The sequence below is a fragment of the Collimonas silvisoli genome (assembly GCF_018305005.1).
GTDB lineage: Bacteria > Pseudomonadota > Gammaproteobacteria > Burkholderiales > Burkholderiaceae_D > Collimonas > Collimonas silvisoli.
In genome coordinates this window covers 1-16397 of sequence record NZ_JAGQEG010000118.1, presented here as the reverse complement: position 1 = coordinate 16397, position 16397 = coordinate 1, and the positions used below count along the sequence as shown (strand labels likewise).

General features: G+C 57.8%; 12 protein-coding genes and 2 pseudogenes. 8 read left to right on the top strand and 6 right to left on the bottom strand.

Annotated features, from left to right (window positions below; genetic code table 11):
- The 4 genes and pseudogenes from KHU33_RS23030 to KHU33_RS23015 form a co-directional block, all read left to right on the top strand.
- Positions 1–221, top strand: a pseudogene (locus KHU33_RS23030) (HlyD family secretion protein); the annotation flags it as partial.
- Between the two features lie 2 nt (positions 222–223).
- The gene (locus tag KHU33_RS23025) at positions 224–2380 is read left to right on the top strand and encodes a peptidase domain-containing ABC transporter (protein ID WP_211467285.1); all 2157 of its coding nucleotides are present in this window, start codon (positions 224–226) and stop codon (positions 2378–2380) included.
- Entirely contained in the window at positions 2377–3813 is a 1437-nt protein-coding gene (locus KHU33_RS23020; protein WP_211467284.1) for a TolC family protein, read from the top strand. The genes KHU33_RS23025 and KHU33_RS23020 overlap by 4 nt, the downstream gene beginning before the upstream one ends.
- 147 nt (positions 3814–3960) lie before the next feature.
- Positions 3961–4470 (top strand): TrbI/VirB10 family protein, encoded by a 510-nt coding sequence (locus KHU33_RS23015; RefSeq protein ID WP_230414499.1) that lies wholly within the window; start codon positions 3961–3963, stop codon positions 4468–4470.
- A gap of 609 nt (positions 4471–5079) precedes the next feature.
- Here KHU33_RS23015 and KHU33_RS23010 read toward each other — a convergent pair.
- Positions 5080–5502: an ACT domain-containing protein gene (locus KHU33_RS23010; RefSeq protein ID WP_211467282.1), complete on the bottom strand. Its 423-nt coding sequence runs from the start codon at positions 5500–5502 to the stop codon at positions 5080–5082.
- A 198-nt stretch (positions 5503–5700) separates the two neighbouring features.
- Between KHU33_RS23010 and KHU33_RS23005 the strand changes: the two genes are divergently transcribed.
- From KHU33_RS23005 to KHU33_RS22995, 3 genes are all read left to right on the top strand, one after another.
- Complete coding sequence (locus KHU33_RS23005) at positions 5701–6393, top strand: HAD family hydrolase (RefSeq protein WP_211467280.1); 693 nt, start codon at positions 5701–5703, stop codon at positions 6391–6393.
- Positions 6394–6471: 78 nt separating this feature from the next.
- Complete coding sequence (locus KHU33_RS23000) at positions 6472–7101, top strand: glutathione S-transferase family protein (RefSeq protein WP_230414498.1); 630 nt, start codon at positions 6472–6474, stop codon at positions 7099–7101.
- A 92-nt stretch (positions 7102–7193) separates the two neighbouring features.
- Positions 7194–8594, top strand: coding sequence for an MFS transporter (locus KHU33_RS22995; protein ID WP_230414500.1), 1401 nt, complete (start codon positions 7194–7196; stop codon positions 8592–8594).
- 12 nt (positions 8595–8606) lie between these two features.
- Here the strand turns inward: KHU33_RS22995 and KHU33_RS22990 are convergent, their stop codons facing one another.
- From KHU33_RS22990 to KHU33_RS22970, 5 genes and pseudogenes are all read right to left on the bottom strand, one after another.
- Positions 8607–11783: an error-prone DNA polymerase gene (locus KHU33_RS22990; RefSeq protein ID WP_230414497.1), complete on the bottom strand. Its 3177-nt coding sequence runs from the start codon at positions 11781–11783 to the stop codon at positions 8607–8609.
- A 16-nt stretch (positions 11784–11799) separates the two neighbouring features.
- Positions 11800–13299 carry a Y-family DNA polymerase gene (locus tag KHU33_RS22985; protein WP_211467276.1) on the bottom strand — a complete coding sequence of 500 codons (1500 nt, stop codon included), beginning with the start codon at positions 13297–13299 and terminating at the stop codon, positions 11800–11802.
- Positions 13232–14017 carry a translesion DNA synthesis-associated protein ImuA gene (gene imuA, locus KHU33_RS22980; RefSeq protein WP_211467274.1) on the bottom strand — a complete coding sequence of 262 codons (786 nt, stop codon included), beginning with the start codon at positions 14015–14017 and terminating at the stop codon, positions 13232–13234. Before imuA ends, KHU33_RS22985 begins: the two co-directional genes overlap by 68 nt.
- Positions 14018–14153: 136 nt before the next feature.
- On the bottom strand, positions 14154–14861 hold the full coding sequence (locus KHU33_RS22975) for an amino acid ABC transporter permease (protein WP_211467271.1): 708 nt from the start codon (positions 14859–14861) through the stop codon (positions 14154–14156).
- Positions 14862–14863: 2 nt separating this feature from the next.
- Positions 14864–15376 (bottom strand): annotated as a pseudogene (locus KHU33_RS22970) (ABC transporter permease subunit); the annotation flags it as partial.
- Between the two features lie 226 nt (positions 15377–15602).
- Between KHU33_RS22970 and KHU33_RS22965 the strand changes: the two are divergent.
- Positions 15603–16361: an SDR family oxidoreductase gene (locus KHU33_RS22965; protein ID WP_211467269.1), complete on the top strand. Its 759-nt coding sequence runs from the start codon at positions 15603–15605 to the stop codon at positions 16359–16361.
- The last annotated feature ends 36 nt before the right edge of the window (positions 16362–16397 follow it).

The window sequence follows — 16397 nt, the reverse complement described above, 5'->3', positions numbered from 1 at the left end:
CAAACAATGAATTGAACGTCATCGGCACGGCGGCAGGCAGTAACAACACAGAGCCGATGTACCGCATCACCGTCAATCTCGCCTCCCAGCAAGTCACCGCCTACGGCAAGCCGCAGGCGCTGCAAGCCGGTATGTTGCTCGATGCAGACGTCCAACAAGAAAAACTCCACCTCTATGAATGGGTGCTGGAGCCGCTTTATAGCCTGACCGGCAAACTCTAACCATGCTCGATAGACTCTCGTTCGGCTTTAACACAAAACTCCCACTGATTCTGCAAACCGAGGCTACCGAATGCGGCCTCGCATGCCTTGGCATGGTGGCCGGCTTTCATGGCTATCGCAGCGATTTGGCAACTCTACGCCGCCGTTTCTCGGTCTCGCTCAAAGGTGCCACTTTGCGTGATCTAATTGCTATTGCCAATCAGTTGGAATTGGCGACGCGCCCGCTGAAACTCGATATCGAGGATCTGGGACAGCTCAAGCTGCCCTGCATCTTGCATTGGAATTTTAATCATTTTGTCGTGCTGCAGGAGGTTGGCACACGTTCGGTGACGGTCTACGATCCGGCCGTCGGCATCCGTAAGCATTCCATGGAAGAAGTGGCAAAGGCCTTTACAGGTGTGGCACTGGAGCTATGGCCGAATCCCGGCTTTAAGAAAGCCGAGGAAAAGCAGACCGTACGCTTGCGCGGCCTGCTGGGGCGCGTCACCGGCCTGTATCGCTCCTTTAGCCAGATCCTGCTGCTGTCGTTAGCACTGGAAGTATTTGCCGTGGTCAGCCCTTTCTTCTTGCAATGGGTGATCGACAATGTGCTGGTCTCTGCGGACCGCGACCTATTGACAACGTTGGCGCTGGGCTTCGGCCTGTTAATGCTCATGCAACAGGCTGTCAGCATCACCCGCAGCTGGGTGCTGATGTACATGAGCACGACCCTCAATGTGCAATGGCAAGCCAATGTCTTTACGCATTTGTTGAGGCTGCCGGTAGCCTATTTCGAAAAGCGCCACCTGGGCGATGTGGTTTCCCGCTTTGGCTCCGTCGGCATCATCCAGCACACGCTGACGACCTCCTTCCTGGAGGCGATTCTCGACGGTGTGATGACCATCGTCACGCTGGTACTGATGTTTATCTATAGCCCGACGCTGGCCTGGATCGCCATCGGCGCAATGGCGCTATATGGCCTTGGCCGGTGGGCATGGTTTGCACCCTTGCGGCATGCCACAGAAGAGCAAATTATCCATGCTGCCAAACAGCAAACGCATTTTCTGGAAACCATTCGCGGCGTCAAAACAATCAAGCTGTTTCAACGCCAGGATGAGCGCCGCTCCAGTTGGCTGAGCCTGTTGGTCGATCAGATCAATGCGGATCTGCGTACCCAGAAATTGAGCCTGCTCTACAAGTCGCTCAACGGCGTGCTATTCGGCATCGAAAACATTCTCATTATCTGGCTCGGCGCCAGGCTGGTCATGGACGGCAATTTTACGGTTGGCGTACTGATGGCCTTCAATGCCTACAAGGGGCAGTTCGACAGCCGCGTCAGCTCATTGATTGACAAGTTCGTTGACGTCAAGATGCTGCAGCTGCAGGGCGAGCGCTTGGCCGATATCGTGCTGCAGCAGCCGGAAACCATGCACGGTCGCAATCTCGGCGAACAGGATATGCCGCTGGCACCGTCGCTGGAAGTACGCGGCTTGCGCTTCCGCTACGCGGACCAGGAGCCGTATGTGCTGGATGGTGTTTCTATCAAGATCGCTGCCGGGGAATCCGTCGCCATCGTTGGCCCGTCCGGCGGCGGCAAGACCACGCTGATCAATATCCTGCTGGGGATCTTGCCGCCAACCGAAGGTGAGGTTTTAGTCGGCGGCCAGAGCGTCAGCCAGGTCGGCCTCGATACCCTGCGCCAGCTGATTGGCACAGTGCTGCAGGACGATGTACTGTTTGCCGGCTCGATTGCCGACAACATCAGTTTTTTTGATCCGCAGGCCGACCATGCCTGGATCGCGGAATGCGCCCGGCTGGCGGCGATCCATCGCGATATTGCGGCCATGCCGATGGGCTACAACACGCTGGTCGGCGACATGGGAACCATCCTCTCGGGTGGGCAGAAACAACGCGTGCTGTTAGCACGTGCGCTCTACAAGAAACCGAAAATTCTGTTTTTGGACGAAGCCACCAGCCATCTCGACATCGAGCGCGAACATCTGGTCAATGCAGCGATCAAGTCCATCAACATCACGCGGGTGATCGTGGCGCACCGCCCTGAAACGATCAACAGCACCGACCGTGCCATCGTTCTGGTGGGCGGCAAGGTTGTCCAGGACGTACTGATTCCAAAGACAATACAATCACCGGCGACGGAGACGCTGGAAGCCGAAGCATGAGCTGGCATGTGCGGCAACTGCTGGGCGGGGCAATCCTCGGCGTTGCATTAACGGCATCCACACAAGGATATGCCGAATCACTCTGGACAGATCCGCTGCGCACTGCTGGCACGGTATCGAGCAATCCGGCGAGGATGCCCATCGCGACAAACAGCACCTGTGGGTTAGCCGTGCAATTGCCAAGCCCCCTCACGCTTCTTGACGCCGTCGAGCGCGCATTGTGTCGCAATCCACAGACGCGTCAAGCCTGGGCTAATGTCAAGGCGCAGGCGGCAGCGGTAGGCGTCAGTCGCGCCGCCTATCTGCCGGCACTGACCGCCGGCGGCACCTGGAGCAAGGCCAACAATCGCACTACTTTCCCGGACTTTCCGCAAGCGGACTCCACTCTTAAGGCAAACAGTAGCGACGTTAATCTAAATCTCAGCTGGGTGTTGTACGACTTCGGACTGCGCGCCGCCAACCTGGAAAATGCACGACAATTGCTCAACGCCGCCAACGCAACCCAGGACGACACCCTGCAAACGGTATTCCTTAACACAGTGCAGAGTTTTTACGACGCTCAGGCCGGTCAAGCGCTGTTAGTGGCTACCACAGAGGCCGAACAAGCGGCAGCTGAAAGTTTCAAAGCCAGCGACGCCAAATATCTGGCTGGTGCCGGTACTCAAGCCGACAGGTTGCAAGCGCAAACCTCCTACGCCCAAGCCAGCCTGAAACGGGCGCAAGCCGCCGGCGACTTGCAAAATGCGCTCGGTAGCCTGGCAATCGTCATGGGCTTACGTCCCAACACGCCGCTAGTCCTGGCCGAACTAGGTGATGCGGGTGATGCGCCGTTGCTACAGCAAGCGGTCGACGACCTGATCGCCGACGCCGTGCGCACTCATCCGAAGATCCTGGCGGTCCAAGCACAATTGAAGGCTGCACAAGCGCAGATCAATGCCGCCCGTGCTGAAGGACGGCCGACGCTGTCGCTGTTTGCCACTGGCGACCGTAGCGATACGCCGATTAACCAGGTGTCATCCCAGCAAACAATCACCAGCCGCAGTGTTGGCGTGCGGATCAACATACCGCTGCTTGATGGTTTCAGCACCAAATACAAGGTACGCGGCGCAGAGGCTCAAGCCGAGAGCAAGGAGGCCGAACTGGCGAACGTTGAACAGCAGGTCATGCTGGAAGTCTGGAAAAGTAACCAGGCGCTGCGTACCGAAGCCGAGAACCTGAAAAGTACCGACATCCTGCTGCGCAGCGCTCGGCAATCCTTCGAGGTGGCAAAGGGGCGCTATAAGGCTGGCGTGGGTAATATCCTGGAGTTGCTCAAGGCGCAAAGCGACTTGGCGGGAGCGCAACAGCAGCGCATCCTATCGTTGACCAACTGGCAAACCGCAAGACTACGACTGGCCGCCAGCTTGGGGCGATTGCGAACGGATGGGATTTAGGAAATGTCGTGTGGCTAGTGGTATGAGCAGAATTTGTAGTTAAGGCTTTATTTTCTTAGTTAGAAATTGATTCAAGGAATAGTCAATGTTTTTTTTCGCACTATCTAAAAAATCGGCGTTAGCTGTTATGTATTGTGCTGTTCGTGTTTGTCTTTTACGCTAAATTTAACCTTCAACAATCTTTACTTAAACAATATGAAAAATCTAAAATCATTGTTTGTTTTGCTGGCCGCTCCGCTATTTTTTACGTCTGTACATGCCGATGAACCAAAAGTCCTTCAGCTAGAAGAACCTGTCAAACTCACCGCGAGAAAAGTGCAGCCGTTCGAGGTTGTCTCCGGCACATTTATCCCATTGGTTCTATTGAATGCAGACGATTTGATGGTCACAGCTCAAGTAACGACGGACGTGTACGATCATTATCAAAATGTCGTGATTCCAAAGGGTAGCCGCTTAGTCGGCAAGAAAATCCGGCAAGTAAATGATCGGCACGAAGTGACGTGGACGGGGTTGCAGGTTCCCGCAGCAGCCGGAACGCTTCGCCTTGCCCCTCCTCTACAAGCCACCATGCCGGACGGATCAGCGGGATTGGTGAACTTCCAGACCGCAGCGCGTGCCGGAGCAATCACAGACGCGCCGTTTATCGTTCCGCATTGACGTATGCAACTGCCCCGCGCTGGTTTGTGGCTGAAATAGCGCGCAAATGCGTTATTTTGCGTCACGCCGATGCAGTCAACTTCCTCGCGAACCCCACCTAGCTTGGTAGGGGCGTTTTTGCGAACTGCGTTAAAAGCACGAAGCAGGCAAGCGTTGGAGGGACCCCAAATTAGGAGCCATGATCGGTCATTTTCGTCAGGATGCATGCGGTTATTAGCAGTGCCTTGACCTAGAGACCACTACGACTGATATTTTTTCGAATTGCTGGCATATAGCAGGTTAGAGGCCATTAATGCTGCCACTCTTCACGGTCCACACTGGCGAGTTCCTAGTTGGAGAACACACTGAGCGAAATTTCTCTTCTCTGAACGTGTGTGTTCCCCAAAAGGACACCGGGTCGATCTTTTGGTCACTGACGTGGGTGTCCGCCATGCTACTTCATTAGTCGAACTTGAACACTTCGGTTTTTCAAGAATCTGCGTAGCTTGCCAAGGCCGACATTCGAAGCACCCGCAAGAGCACCACAAGAATGTCGGCGCAAAAAAGCCGGAGCTTTCGCATGATCAGGCGCAGATTGTGGGCGGTGCCGCACAGGACCGCATTAGTGTTTTACGAAGCGGTTTTGCCGGCGTGGCGCCGCGCCAGTTCGGTCAGTGCGGATAATGCTTCGGCGGCGCGCGCCGAAGGCACAAATACATGATCGTGAAAATAGGCGGCAACTACGTTGGCGCTGATGCCGAACCTGGTCAGTTCGGCCGCTACGCTGGCGGTGAGTCCAACCGCGGCAAGGCTGGAGTGCACATTGAGCGTGATCATGGCGAACACCCCCGCATATTCCAGCTTGGCCTGATCTGCGGTTTTCTGCTGCAGAATTAGCGTCAATCCCTCTTTTTCCTGAAATGAGGCGATCGGCGCCAGATCGGCATGGGCGCCGTATTTCGCATTTGGAACAGAGCAAAAAACAAACAAATCCTGCTGAAGCAGCGGCTGCATGGATGCCAGAAGGGTGTCGAGATCGGTGATGGCGCTCATGGTGCGAATCGCGGGATGTGGAAGAGCCGCCATAGTACACGGTAATACCACGGCAGCTTACCTGCCAAAGTCATCGTCCTGTAACAAGATTGTTTTAAGTTGGAGCACCGTGGTTGAAGCGCCGTAGTTGACGAACTGTCACTGGCGATCAACGCGGTCGCCGATCCATCTGCGATTGCTTTCTTTGACAAATAACCCATGTACACCAATAGCAAACGATTAATTATCCTAGATGCAGACGGCACGACTATCGACGCCTACAGCGCCATCGACAAGACGTTTTCCCGGCACGGCATGGTGATCGGCGATGAAGAGCGGTTCCAGAAACGACGCCGTCTGTTCAAGTACATGGGCGGCTTGAAAGAATTCCCCTCCAATCTGAAGAAGCAGATCGGCAAGCAGAGCCGCAAGCAATTGATTGCCACCCTGACCGAGGTGTACCGGGAAGAAGCGAAACTGTATCCGGGCATCGCCGGACTGGTGCAAAGCCTGATCGCCGCGCCGGACATTGCCGTCGGCCTGGTGACGCGGAATATGACCAACGAGCCGGAACAAACGCTGAGACAGTTGTTCCGCCGTCACGATATCGATCTGGACGCCTTCGATTTTTTCGCCCACATTCCGCTGCACCTGGAAAAAATGCAGGAATTCCGGGCGATTCGCGAACGTCTGGATATCAACCCGGCGCGCGGTTACATCTGCGGCGACGAGCACAAGGATTACCTGGCCGCGATCGGCTCCGGCATGCATCCTTTCATGGTTTCCTACGGATTCGAGAGCTACAAGCGGCTCATCAAGAAATTCATGGTGCCGGAAGAAATCATTTCCCGCTCGCCCGAAGAGCTGTGCGAACGCGTGCGGCACGCCATGGGTTTGCCGGGTACTGCCTGAGAACACTGTACTTGCCGCACTATATGGCGCAACTCCCTGTTAGAATTTATTTTCCAAAAGATAGATAAAACAGGGCGTATGTACACACTGTATGGCTTCAAAGGCTCCGGCTCGGCCGCGGTGGAACTGGCATTGGAACTGGCCGGGTTGCCTTACCGCCAGGTCGACGCCGCTTCCTGGGAACCCGGCTCGGCGCTCGATGAGCTGCAACGCATAAATCCCCTCAGACAGATTCCCACCTTACAGCTGCCAAATGGCGGCATATTGACCGAAAGCGCTGCGATCCTGCTTCATCTCGGGCTGACTGATTCATCTGGCCGGCTCTTGCCTGTCGACGAAACCCGGCGTGCGCAGGCGATCAGGGGGTTGGTGTTTATTGCCGCTAACTGTTATGCCGCGATCGGTGTGATCGATTTTCCAGAGCGCTGGTGTATCAACGCCGATGAGGCTGTGAAAGAGCAAATCCGCGAGGGCGCCCGCGCCCGCCTGCACAGCTATTGGGAAATTTTTGCCGACACCTATCCTGCATCGCCATTCTTGAGCGGCGCAACGCCCGGCGCGCTGGATCTGCTGGCTGCGGTGGTTTCCAAATGGTCGGAAGCGCGGGTCCATCTAGCGCAGGTGCGGCCCGCTTTTCTCGCTATGATCGAGGCCGTGGAAGTCCATCCCAAAGTGGCGCCGGTATGGCGGCGTCATTGGGATAATTGATCTCTTGTCGATTTCTCGCTGATGTTTTCATCCTATAAAAAATACGGAGCCCCATCGTGCAGTCACAAATCGCGTTGTCTGAAGACCAGTTGATGAAGAAAGTGGCGTGGCGCTTGATGCCATTGCTGATCGTGATGTTCCTGGTAGCTTTCATCGACCGCCAGAATGTCGGATTTGCCAAACTGGATATGGTGCATGCATTGAACATGAGCGAGGCAGCTTATGGCCTCGGCGCTTCCTTGTTTTTTATCGGCTACCTGTTGTTTGAAATCCCCAGCACCTTGGCCCTGCACAAATACGGCGCGCGGGTCTGGCTGGCGCGCATCATGTTTACCTGGGGCGCAGTGACGATACTGCTTGGCTTCACCAGCTCGCTGCCGATGTTTTATGTGTTGCGCTTCATGCTGGGTGTGGCCGAAGCGGGTTTTTATCCTGGCGTGATTTATTACCTGACCTTATGGTTTCCCCAGGTATATCGCACCCGCGTGCTGGGAATCTTTACGCTGGGGAGTGCTTTGGCGAATATGCTGGGAGCGCTGGTCGGCGGCTTGTTGCTGAATCTGAACGGCACGCTGGGCCTGGCCGGCTGGCAATGGGTGTTTATCGCGACCGGCGCGCCGGCGGTGTTGTTGACACTTGTGGTGATGGTGTATCTGCCGGGTTCGATAAATGAAGCCAAGTTTTTGTCTGACGCGCAGAAAGCCAGATTGAACGACATGATGCTGCGCGATACACCTGTCAATGTCACACGCGGCAATCCGCTGGCGGCTTTGTGGGATCTGCGCGTGCTGCTGTTTGCCGCCACCTATATGCTGATGTCGACCTCCCTGTATGGCGTCACTTACTGGCTGCCGACGCTGGTTAAAGGTTTCGGCGTCAGCTCCACCATCAACGGTTTGTTGAACATGATGCCGTGGGGACTGGCGGTGCTGCTGTTGCTGTGGCTGCCGGGAAAACTGCGGCATGACCGGGTGGTGTTCAAAGCGATTGCTGCGATCGGCCTGCTGGGTTTGCTGTGTTTTACATCGAGTGCGCTGCTGGATTCGAATACACTTCGGTTTGGCGCCCTGGTCATCGGCGGCGCTTGCATCACCTTGCTGTATCCTTGTTTCTGGTCCCTGCCGCCGAAATTTTTTCAAGGCGCACGGGCCGCCGCCAGTATTGCGGCGATCAACTCCATCGGTAACCTCGGCGGATTTTTCGGGCAAAACCTGATGCCCTACGTCGGCAAGGTCACGCATAGCAATGTCACCCCGATGCTGGTTCCTGCGGCTTGCCTGACGGTGCTGTGCTTGGGCGCGCTGGCGGCGATGCGCTGGCAGCGCCAGCGCGATCTGGTGGCATTGGAGGATTTGGAGGAGGATATCGTGCGTCAGCGCCTGGTGGCGATTCAGGAAGATGGCAGCGAGGACCCCGGCGCCAGCATCGATCAGTTGCTCGACCTGCATCCTGATCATCTGCATATGCCGCACTCAAAGCCGCATGGCCATTAAGCTTCAAGAGCATCAATGAAAGTCGCGGCTGCTGGTCCCCAGTTTGCCCAGCAAGGGCGACATATCGATTAACAGCTTGGCGACCAGATGCCTGACGCCATCCTGGGATTGCCAGACGCCGTTGACGCCCATCAGCGCCGCCCCGCGCAATTCCTTGCGCTGGCGGTCGGCCAGGTCCGGCCAGACGACGACATTGACGGTGCCGGTCTCATCTTCCAGGGTGACAAACACCACGCCTTTGGCGGTGCCGGGGCGCTGGCGCACCGTGACGATGCCGCAAGCTCGCGCCAGCCGGCCATTGCCGAAGGTGTTCAATACTTCGGCCGCCATGAAGCGCTGGGCGTTTAATCGTGGGCGCAGCAGCGCTAGCGGATGGCGGCCCAAGGTCAAGCCCAGCGAGCCATAATCGTTGACCAGGTTTTCTGCTTCCGAGGGCGCGGCCAGCAGCAATTCTTGTTCCTCCACCTGTGCCTGCTTGAGTAAGCCTTTTTCCGGTGCGCTGACCAGCGCTTGCCACAGAGCTTGACGCCGATTGCCGACCATCGGCGCGAGCGAATTGGCGGCGGCCAGCGCCTGCAATTGATCGCGCTTCAAACCGCTGCGCAAGGCCATGTCCTTGAGATCGGCGAAGGCGCGCACCGCACGCGCCGCTTCAATCTCTTGCGCATTGTCGAAGTTCAGGCCGCGTACCAGGTTGAGCCCCAGCCGCACTGCCGGCCTGCTGGCCGCTGTCGGTTCCAGGGTGGCCTCCCAGTTACTCAAGTTGATATCCACCGGCAGCACTTCGACGCCATGCCGGCGCGCATCCTGCACCAGCTGCGACGGCGAATAAAATCCCATCGGCTGGCTGTTCAGCAGCGCTGCCAGAAAAGCTTCCGGTTCATGGCATTTGAGCCAGGAACTGGCATAGGCCAGCAGGGCGAAACTGGCGGCGTGGCTTTCCGGGAAACCGTATTCGCCGAAACCCTGGATCTGGCTGAAGATGGCTTTGGCGAAACTTTCGTCGTAGCCTTTCGCGGTCATGCCATCGATCAGCTTGCGTTCGAATTTTTCGAGGCCGCCTTTGCGCTTCCACGCCGCCATCGAACGCCGCAGGCTATCGGCTTCGCCTTCGGTAAACCCGGCTGCGATCACGGCGATTTGCATCACCTGTTCCTGGAAGATCGGTATCCCCAGGGTTCTACCCAGCGCTCCCCTTAATTCCTCTTTGGGGTAGATGATTTCATCTTCGCGTTTTTTCCTGTTTTGCAGATAAGGATGGACCATGCCGCCCTGAATCGGCCCCGGCCGGACGATCGCGACCTGGATCACCAGATCGTAGAATTTACGCGGTTGCAGACGCGGCAACATGCTCATCTGGGCCCGGCTTTCGATCTGGAACACGCCGATGGTGTCGGCACGGCGGATCATTTCATAAGTCGCGGGATCTTCGCGTGGTATGTCTTTCATTTCAAAAGTCTCGCCGCGTTGCCGCGCCACCATCGCCAGCGCCCGCTGCAACATCGACAGCATGCCGAGCGCCAGGATGTCTACTTTAAGCAAGCCAACCGCATCCAGATCGTCCTTGTCCCATTGCACCACGCTGCGATTTTCCATTGCCGCGTTTTCGATAGGCACCAGCCGCGACAGCTTGCCGCGTGAAATCACAAAACCGCCCGGGTGCTGCGACAGGTGGCGTGGAAATCCCATCAGCGTGTGCGACAGATCGGCCCATTGTTCTGCAATCGAGGTATTGGCAGCCATGCCCAGCTCGCTGAAATTCTGTTGCAGCTGCTGCTTGTCATCCCACCAGCGTTGCGATTTGGCGACCTGGTCGACAAGGCCGGGATCGACGCCCAGCGCTTTGCCGACATCGCGCAAGACGCTGCGCGGCCGATAGCTGATCACCACCGCCGTCAGCGCGGCACGCCGGCGGCCGTATTTGTTGTAAATATACTGGATCACTTCTTCGCGCCGCTGATGTTCGAAATCGACATCGATATCGGGCGGCTCATTGCGCTCGCGGCTGATAAAGCGGCCGAACAGCAAGGTGCTTTGCGCCGGATCGACCTCGGTAATGCCGAGGCAGTAACAGACCGCCGAGTTGGCCGCCGAGCCGCGGCCCTGGCACAAGATGCCTTGGCGGCGGGCAAACTGGACAATGTCGTAGACGGTCAGAAAGTAAGCTTCATAGCCCAGTTCGTGAATCAGATCCAGTTCGTCTTCCAGTTGTTTCTGTACGGTGGCCGGAATTTCGTCGGTGAAGCGGTCGCGTGCGCCGAGATAGGTTTGCTGGCGCAGATAGCTGGCCGGGGTATATCCCGGCGGCACGATTTCATCCGGATATTCATAGCGCAGCTGATCCAGCGAGAAATTGCACAAGGCGGCTATCTTTACCGTTTCGGCCAAGGCCGCAGCCGGATATAAATTGGCCAGCCGCAGCCTGGCGCGCAGATGCTGCTCGGTATTCGGCGCCAGAGCATAACCGCAAGCGGCGACAGGTGTGCCGAGCCGGATCGCAGTGAGCGTATCTTGCAGCGGCTTGCGTGAGCGGCGGTGCATGCAAACGTCGCCAGTGGCTACCACCGGCAAACCTAGTTCATGCGCGACTTGCTCAATCACAGCACGCTGCCGCTCATCGCCGACCTGATGCAGCATGGTCATGCCGATCCAGCTGCGGCCGGGAAAGGTGCGGCTCAACCATGTCGCCTGGCGTGTCAGCGTTGCGCTATCGATGCCATGCGCGGGCAACAGGATCAGCAGGCAATCGGGTAGTTGGCGCAGATGGGCGTTGGCGCTATCCGGCTGCTCCAGGTCTTGCGGCCTGAGCAGGTAATGGCCTTTGCCGGCGCGGCTGCGCGCCAGCGTGATGAGTTCCGACAGATTGCCGTAGCCTTCACGATTTTGGGCCAGCGCGATGAGGGAAAATGGCGGGCTGCCGTCGGTCTCATCGTCGGCCTGACTCAGTTGGAACCGGCTGCCGATCAGCAGCGGCAGCTTATGCTTCTTGGCTTCCACATGTGCCCGAACCACGCCGGCCAGCGAGCATTCATCGGTAATCGCCAGCGCGCTGTATCCGAGCTGAACGGCGCGCTCCACCAGTTCTTCCGGATGCGATGCACCACGCAGAAAACTGAAATTCGAGACGCATTGCAGCTCTGCATATTCGGGCAGCATGAGTGGTGGCGCTGAGGAGGAATTTTCGTCCATATGCAATACCTGCGAATCAGGCAAACAAGCCATGTAGGAACCAGCGGACATCATCGTCGTCGCGTTCGCGGTAGATCCAATAACAGGCAGCGTCTTCACCTTCCGCAACGAAGTAATCGCGCACGGCTGCCGCGCCATCCCACCAGCCGCATTCGATACGTTCCGGCCCTGATAGCAGGCGGAGGGGCGAGCCATAAAACGGTCGGTTTTTACGCCACGTCAAGGCAAGCGGTTGTTGCAAGAGCCAGAATGGCCGCTGCGGCTGAATGCGCCGCAGCGTTTCCTCTGGCGCCTGGCTGCGGTCGTTGTCAGCCGCAGCTTGCCAGGCGTTAGCGATTTCCGGCCGGTGATCGGCTAGCGCGGCCGGCTTCAACACATTTTCGCTGCCGAGCCGCGCGCTTAACAATTCCAGCAAGCGCGCGTAGGCGCCGGGTGTGCCGCCCGGTTCGGGAAACAGCGAGGCAGTCGGCGGCAGCATCGCTGCCACCTGGGATGCTTGCAAGCGCAAGGCAATCACCGGCGCATCGAGTTGCAGCCGGCCTAACCGTTCTTTCAGCAAGCGCAGCAGATGTTCTTCATGCCAGGCCGGTTCGGCTAGCGATATTTCCAACGGCGTAGGCGCGATCGCCTGGCGGCCGCGCTCGTGTTCCAGCGACAGCATGAAGCGCGATACCGCCAGTTGCTGCGCCACCAGCCAGCCTATCATTTGCAGAATCAGGCGGCGCGCCGCAAACAGCACAGCCTCGGCATGTTCGATTCGGTCCGGCAGTTCCAGCCATGCCGAAAATGTCTGCGGCGGCTGCACCCATTCAAACATTTCCGGCGCCGAACCGTAGGCGCGGTCCAGGGTTTCCAGGATATGTTTATCGCTGCGTCGCTGCAGGCCGGCGCGCGGCAATTTGCGCAAGTCGGCCAGGGTCTGGCAACCGATGCCGGCCAGCCATTCCTGATAAGGACGTGCGGCCGGCAAGATCGTGAACGGCAAGGCGTCCAGCCGGCGCTGCATGCTGGCCAAACGCAAGCTGCGGCGTTGCCTGGCTAGAGCGGGTGCATGGCGGCTGTCACCTGCCAATTCGCGCGCCAGCAGCCATGCGCCTTGCGCCGTCGGCGCCATGCTGACATGCGGCGTGAAGCCGAGTGCCTGGATACTCTCGCGGATGCGGCGGCACAGCGCCAGCCGGCCGCCGAAAGCACTCAGGCTGGCGCTGACATCAAGCAGCAGCGAATCTTCTTCGGCATGCGCCACTTCCGGCGTGTATTGCAGCAAGGTCAGCGCGATATCGTCGCGCGCGCCTTGTTCGCGCGCCGGGTCGCGCTCGCATAACAGCGCCTGCGGCGCCAGCGCCAGCACGCCGCCGCGGCGCATGCCCGGCCGCACGCCGCTGGCAGCCGCACTGGCCGTCATGCTCAGCACCTGGTCATGCTCCAGTACCGCAAGCATGCAGGGTTCAGACCAGCGCGGGCGCAATGTTTCCAGCGCCAGCAGCGGCAGGTGTATGCCTATCCAGAGAGCCATGATTGGGTACGTTAGAAGAACTTGGCGGAACGGTCGGAACAGTAGTCGAATCAGAAGCAGGCACGACTTCCGGCAGCGGCAGGTAAAACGCCTGTTCGTGTTGCGGTCCTTTGCGTTTGAGCAGCTGGATTTCAACGCCGTTGCGCGCCGGCCGCAATGCCAAGCGTAAAGGAGAGGGCGAGGATTCGTGGGCGGCGCTCAGCGGTCTGATTATCCACAACATGGTGTCGCTGGCCTGGGCCGCCAAATGCAAACGGCGTAAGGCTTCGCCACGGATGTGCGATTGCCACAGCAGCAATGCGCCGCAACTGCCGTTACGCAACACCTGTTCCGCCGACCACAGCGCATCGGCGCTGCGCGCCGCCTTGATCCACAGCAATTGTTTGCTGGCCAGGCCGGCGGCGTTCCAGGCGGCGATCTGCGGCAGATGCGGCGGCTGCAGCAAGACGATCCTGCGCTGGCTGGCAATGCGCGCCAGCGCCGGCTGCAATAAGCGTAGTTCGCCGCTGCCGGCTTGTTGCAACAAAAGCTCTATCAATGCCGAATGCGGCCAGCCGCCATTCGGCAACTCACGGTCCAGAGCTGGATGGCCGGAGGCGGTGACCACACCTTGGTAAGAACCCATCTGGTCGGCACGCCACAAGGCGTGCGGCAAGGCCGCCGCCACCGATTGGGCGGCGGCGGAAATGCTGGATGGGGCGCTGGCAGAAATGGGCATGGCCGGATGACAAGCTTTTAAAACAAAATCGAGATGTGATTATACTGTATATTTGTACAGTATAAATTCAATCTTGCTTTAGTCAATGCGGCTATAGATCAGTTTTGCCAGATCAATCGAATAGTTGTCAAATCGATTAGCGTGCCTGATCGAGCCGCCAATCCTGAGTGGAGCGAAAACAGGCCGCAACCCGATCCGCAAACAAGCCCAGTCCCGAGCACAACACAAAATAAATCAAACCGATAAACAGGAATATCTCGGCGGGATAAATCATCACCCGGCTATTGACTTGCGCCGCCACGAACGACAATTCGCCGACGCCGACGATGTAGGCTAATGAACTGTCCTTGATCAAGGTTACCCATTGATTGATGAAGGAGGGCAGCATCATTTGCAGCGCCTGCGGCAGCACGATATGGCGCAGTACCGCCACCCGCGTCATGCCCAGCGACAAGCCCGCATCCCATTGCCCGGCCTTGACGCCGCTGATTCCGGCATGCACCGAGTGTGCCAGATAGGCGCCGCCGATCAGCGCCAGGGCGCACATCACGGACAGTACGTCAGGGACGTCGATATGGAACACGATAGGTAGCAGGAAATAAGTCCAGAAAATCAGCATCAGCACCGGAATCGCCCGGAAGAAGCCAAGCGCCATGGTCAGCAGCAGATGCGGCCAGCCGCGCGCCAGCGACAAGGCGATACCCAGCGCCAACCCCAGCAACGCCGAGACCAGCGCCGAGCCTACGCTGAGTAATACGGTCAGGGCGGCGCCGCCGAGAGGGCCGTCGGGATAGGCGCCCCATAACAGATACGGCAGGTTGTCCGTCAATACACTGAGTTGCATGCTCATCGCTGCGCACCGCCGGCAAGTCTTTGTCTGCGCCGGATCAATTGACCCGTTGTTTCAATCAGCGCGATGGCGCCGATATAAAACAAGGTCGCCACGCCGAAAGCCTGAAACGTCTTGAAGGTTTGCGCTTCCACCTGACGCGAGGTGTAAGACAATTCAGCCAGGCCGATGGCCATGGTCAATGAAGTGTTCTTGACGATATTCATGGTTTGGCCAAGCAAGGGCGGCAATGCAATCCGTATCGCTTGCGGCAGGATTACGTAACGCAATCCCTGCCAACGATTCAAGCCGAGAGCGGCCGCCGCCAGTCTTTGCGCTTCTGCAACACCGCGCATGCCGGCGCGGATTTCCTCGCTGACATAGGCGGCGGAATACAGGCTCAGGCCGAAGATCGCACAGAGTAATTCGAACGATGGCCATGTCAATTTCAGATAGGGACCCAGCGTCACGCCATGCACCGTATTGAGCCACTCTACCGAATTTTCCGGCAACAGGCTGGAGACGCCGAACATTGTTGTGGTGATCCCTGGTTTATGTTTCGGTTAATGCGGCTGATCGCAAAAAGCAACCGCCATGCAGGGCAGATTAACAAAACAAAATCATGCAGTGAACGATCAAAGTTGCATTTGATTATTACAAGTTTGCACGCTGTATTCAGGCGTTGTCGGCGCTATGTCGAAACACCGTTAAAATGCGGAAGATAAATTTGGGGAAAACGGACAAGGAGCACACGCTATGGCAACAACGAAGAAAATCGCGCTGGTCACAGGCGCAGGTTCCGGCATCGGCAAGCACATTGCCCTGGCCTTGATGCGCAACGATTACAGCGTGGTGCTGGCGGGCCGCCGCGTCGCTGCGTTGGAGGAAACGATTGCAGCCGCCGGTGCGCTGGGCGCGCATGCCTTGGCGGTGCCAACCGATGTCAGCGATCCGGCGTCGGTCAAGGCGTTGTTTGAAAAAATCCGGGAACAGTTCGGCCGGCTTGATTTGCTGTTCAACAATGCAGGCATCTTTACCAAGTCGGCATCGCTGGAAGATGTCGATTTTGCGCAATGGAAAGCGTCGGTCGATGTCAATCTGAGCGGCGCTTTTCTTTGCACCCAGGAAGCGTTCCGCATCATGAAGACGCAGACTCCGGGCGGCGGCCGCATCATCAACAACGGTTCGATCGCAGCCCATGTGCCAAGGCCGAATTCGGTGGCTTATACCGCCACCAAGCACGCCATCACCGGCCTCACCAAATCGACTTCGCTGGATGGCCGCAAATACAATATCGCCTGCGGCCAGATCGATATCGGCAATGCCGCCACCGACATGACTGAAAGAATGGAGCAGGGCATCTTGCAAGCCAACGGCCAGATTGCCGTGGAGCCGACCATGGCGGTCGAAAATGTTGCCAATGCGGTGCTGTACATGGCCAGTTTGCCGCTGAATGCGAACGTTCAATTCATGACGGTGATGGCGACCAATATGCCGTTTATCGGCCGCGGTTGATGCTGGCGCAAGCGCCCGTCCTGTTGACGGGCGCTT

What these genes read in the sequence shown, in the direction of transcription:
- KHU33_RS23025 (WP_211467285.1), top strand. Translation starts at nt 224, where the DNA reads ATGCTCGATAGACTCTCGTTCGGCTTTAACACAAAACTCCCACTGATT.
- KHU33_RS23020 (WP_211467284.1), top strand. Translation starts at nt 2,377, where the DNA reads ATGAGCTGGCATGTGCGGCAACTGCTGGGCGGGGCAATCCTCGGCGTT.
- KHU33_RS23010 (WP_211467282.1), bottom strand. Translation starts at nt 5,502, where the DNA reads ATGAGCGCCATCACCGATCTCGACACCCTTCTGGCATCCATGCAGCCG.
- KHU33_RS23005 (WP_211467280.1), top strand. Translation starts at nt 5,701, where the DNA reads ATGTACACCAATAGCAAACGATTAATTATCCTAGATGCAGACGGCACG.
- KHU33_RS23000 (WP_230414498.1), top strand. Translation starts at nt 6,472, where the DNA reads ATGTACACACTGTATGGCTTCAAAGGCTCCGGCTCGGCCGCGGTGGAA.
- KHU33_RS22995 (WP_230414500.1), top strand. Translation starts at nt 7,194, where the DNA reads ATGAAGAAAGTGGCGTGGCGCTTGATGCCATTGCTGATCGTGATGTTC.
- KHU33_RS22990 (WP_230414497.1), bottom strand. Translation starts at nt 11,783, where the DNA reads ATGGACGAAAATTCCTCCTCAGCGCCACCACTCATGCTGCCCGAATAT.
- KHU33_RS22985 (WP_211467276.1), bottom strand. Translation starts at nt 13,299, where the DNA reads ATGGCTCTCTGGATAGGCATACACCTGCCGCTGCTGGCGCTGGAAACA.
- imuA (WP_211467274.1), bottom strand. Translation starts at nt 14,017, where the DNA reads ATGCCCATTTCTGCCAGCGCCCCATCCAGCATTTCCGCCGCCGCCCAA.
- KHU33_RS22975 (WP_211467271.1), bottom strand. Translation starts at nt 14,861, where the DNA reads ATGCAACTCAGTGTATTGACGGACAACCTGCCGTATCTGTTATGGGGC.
- KHU33_RS22965 (WP_211467269.1), top strand. Translation starts at nt 15,603, where the DNA reads ATGGCAACAACGAAGAAAATCGCGCTGGTCACAGGCGCAGGTTCCGGC.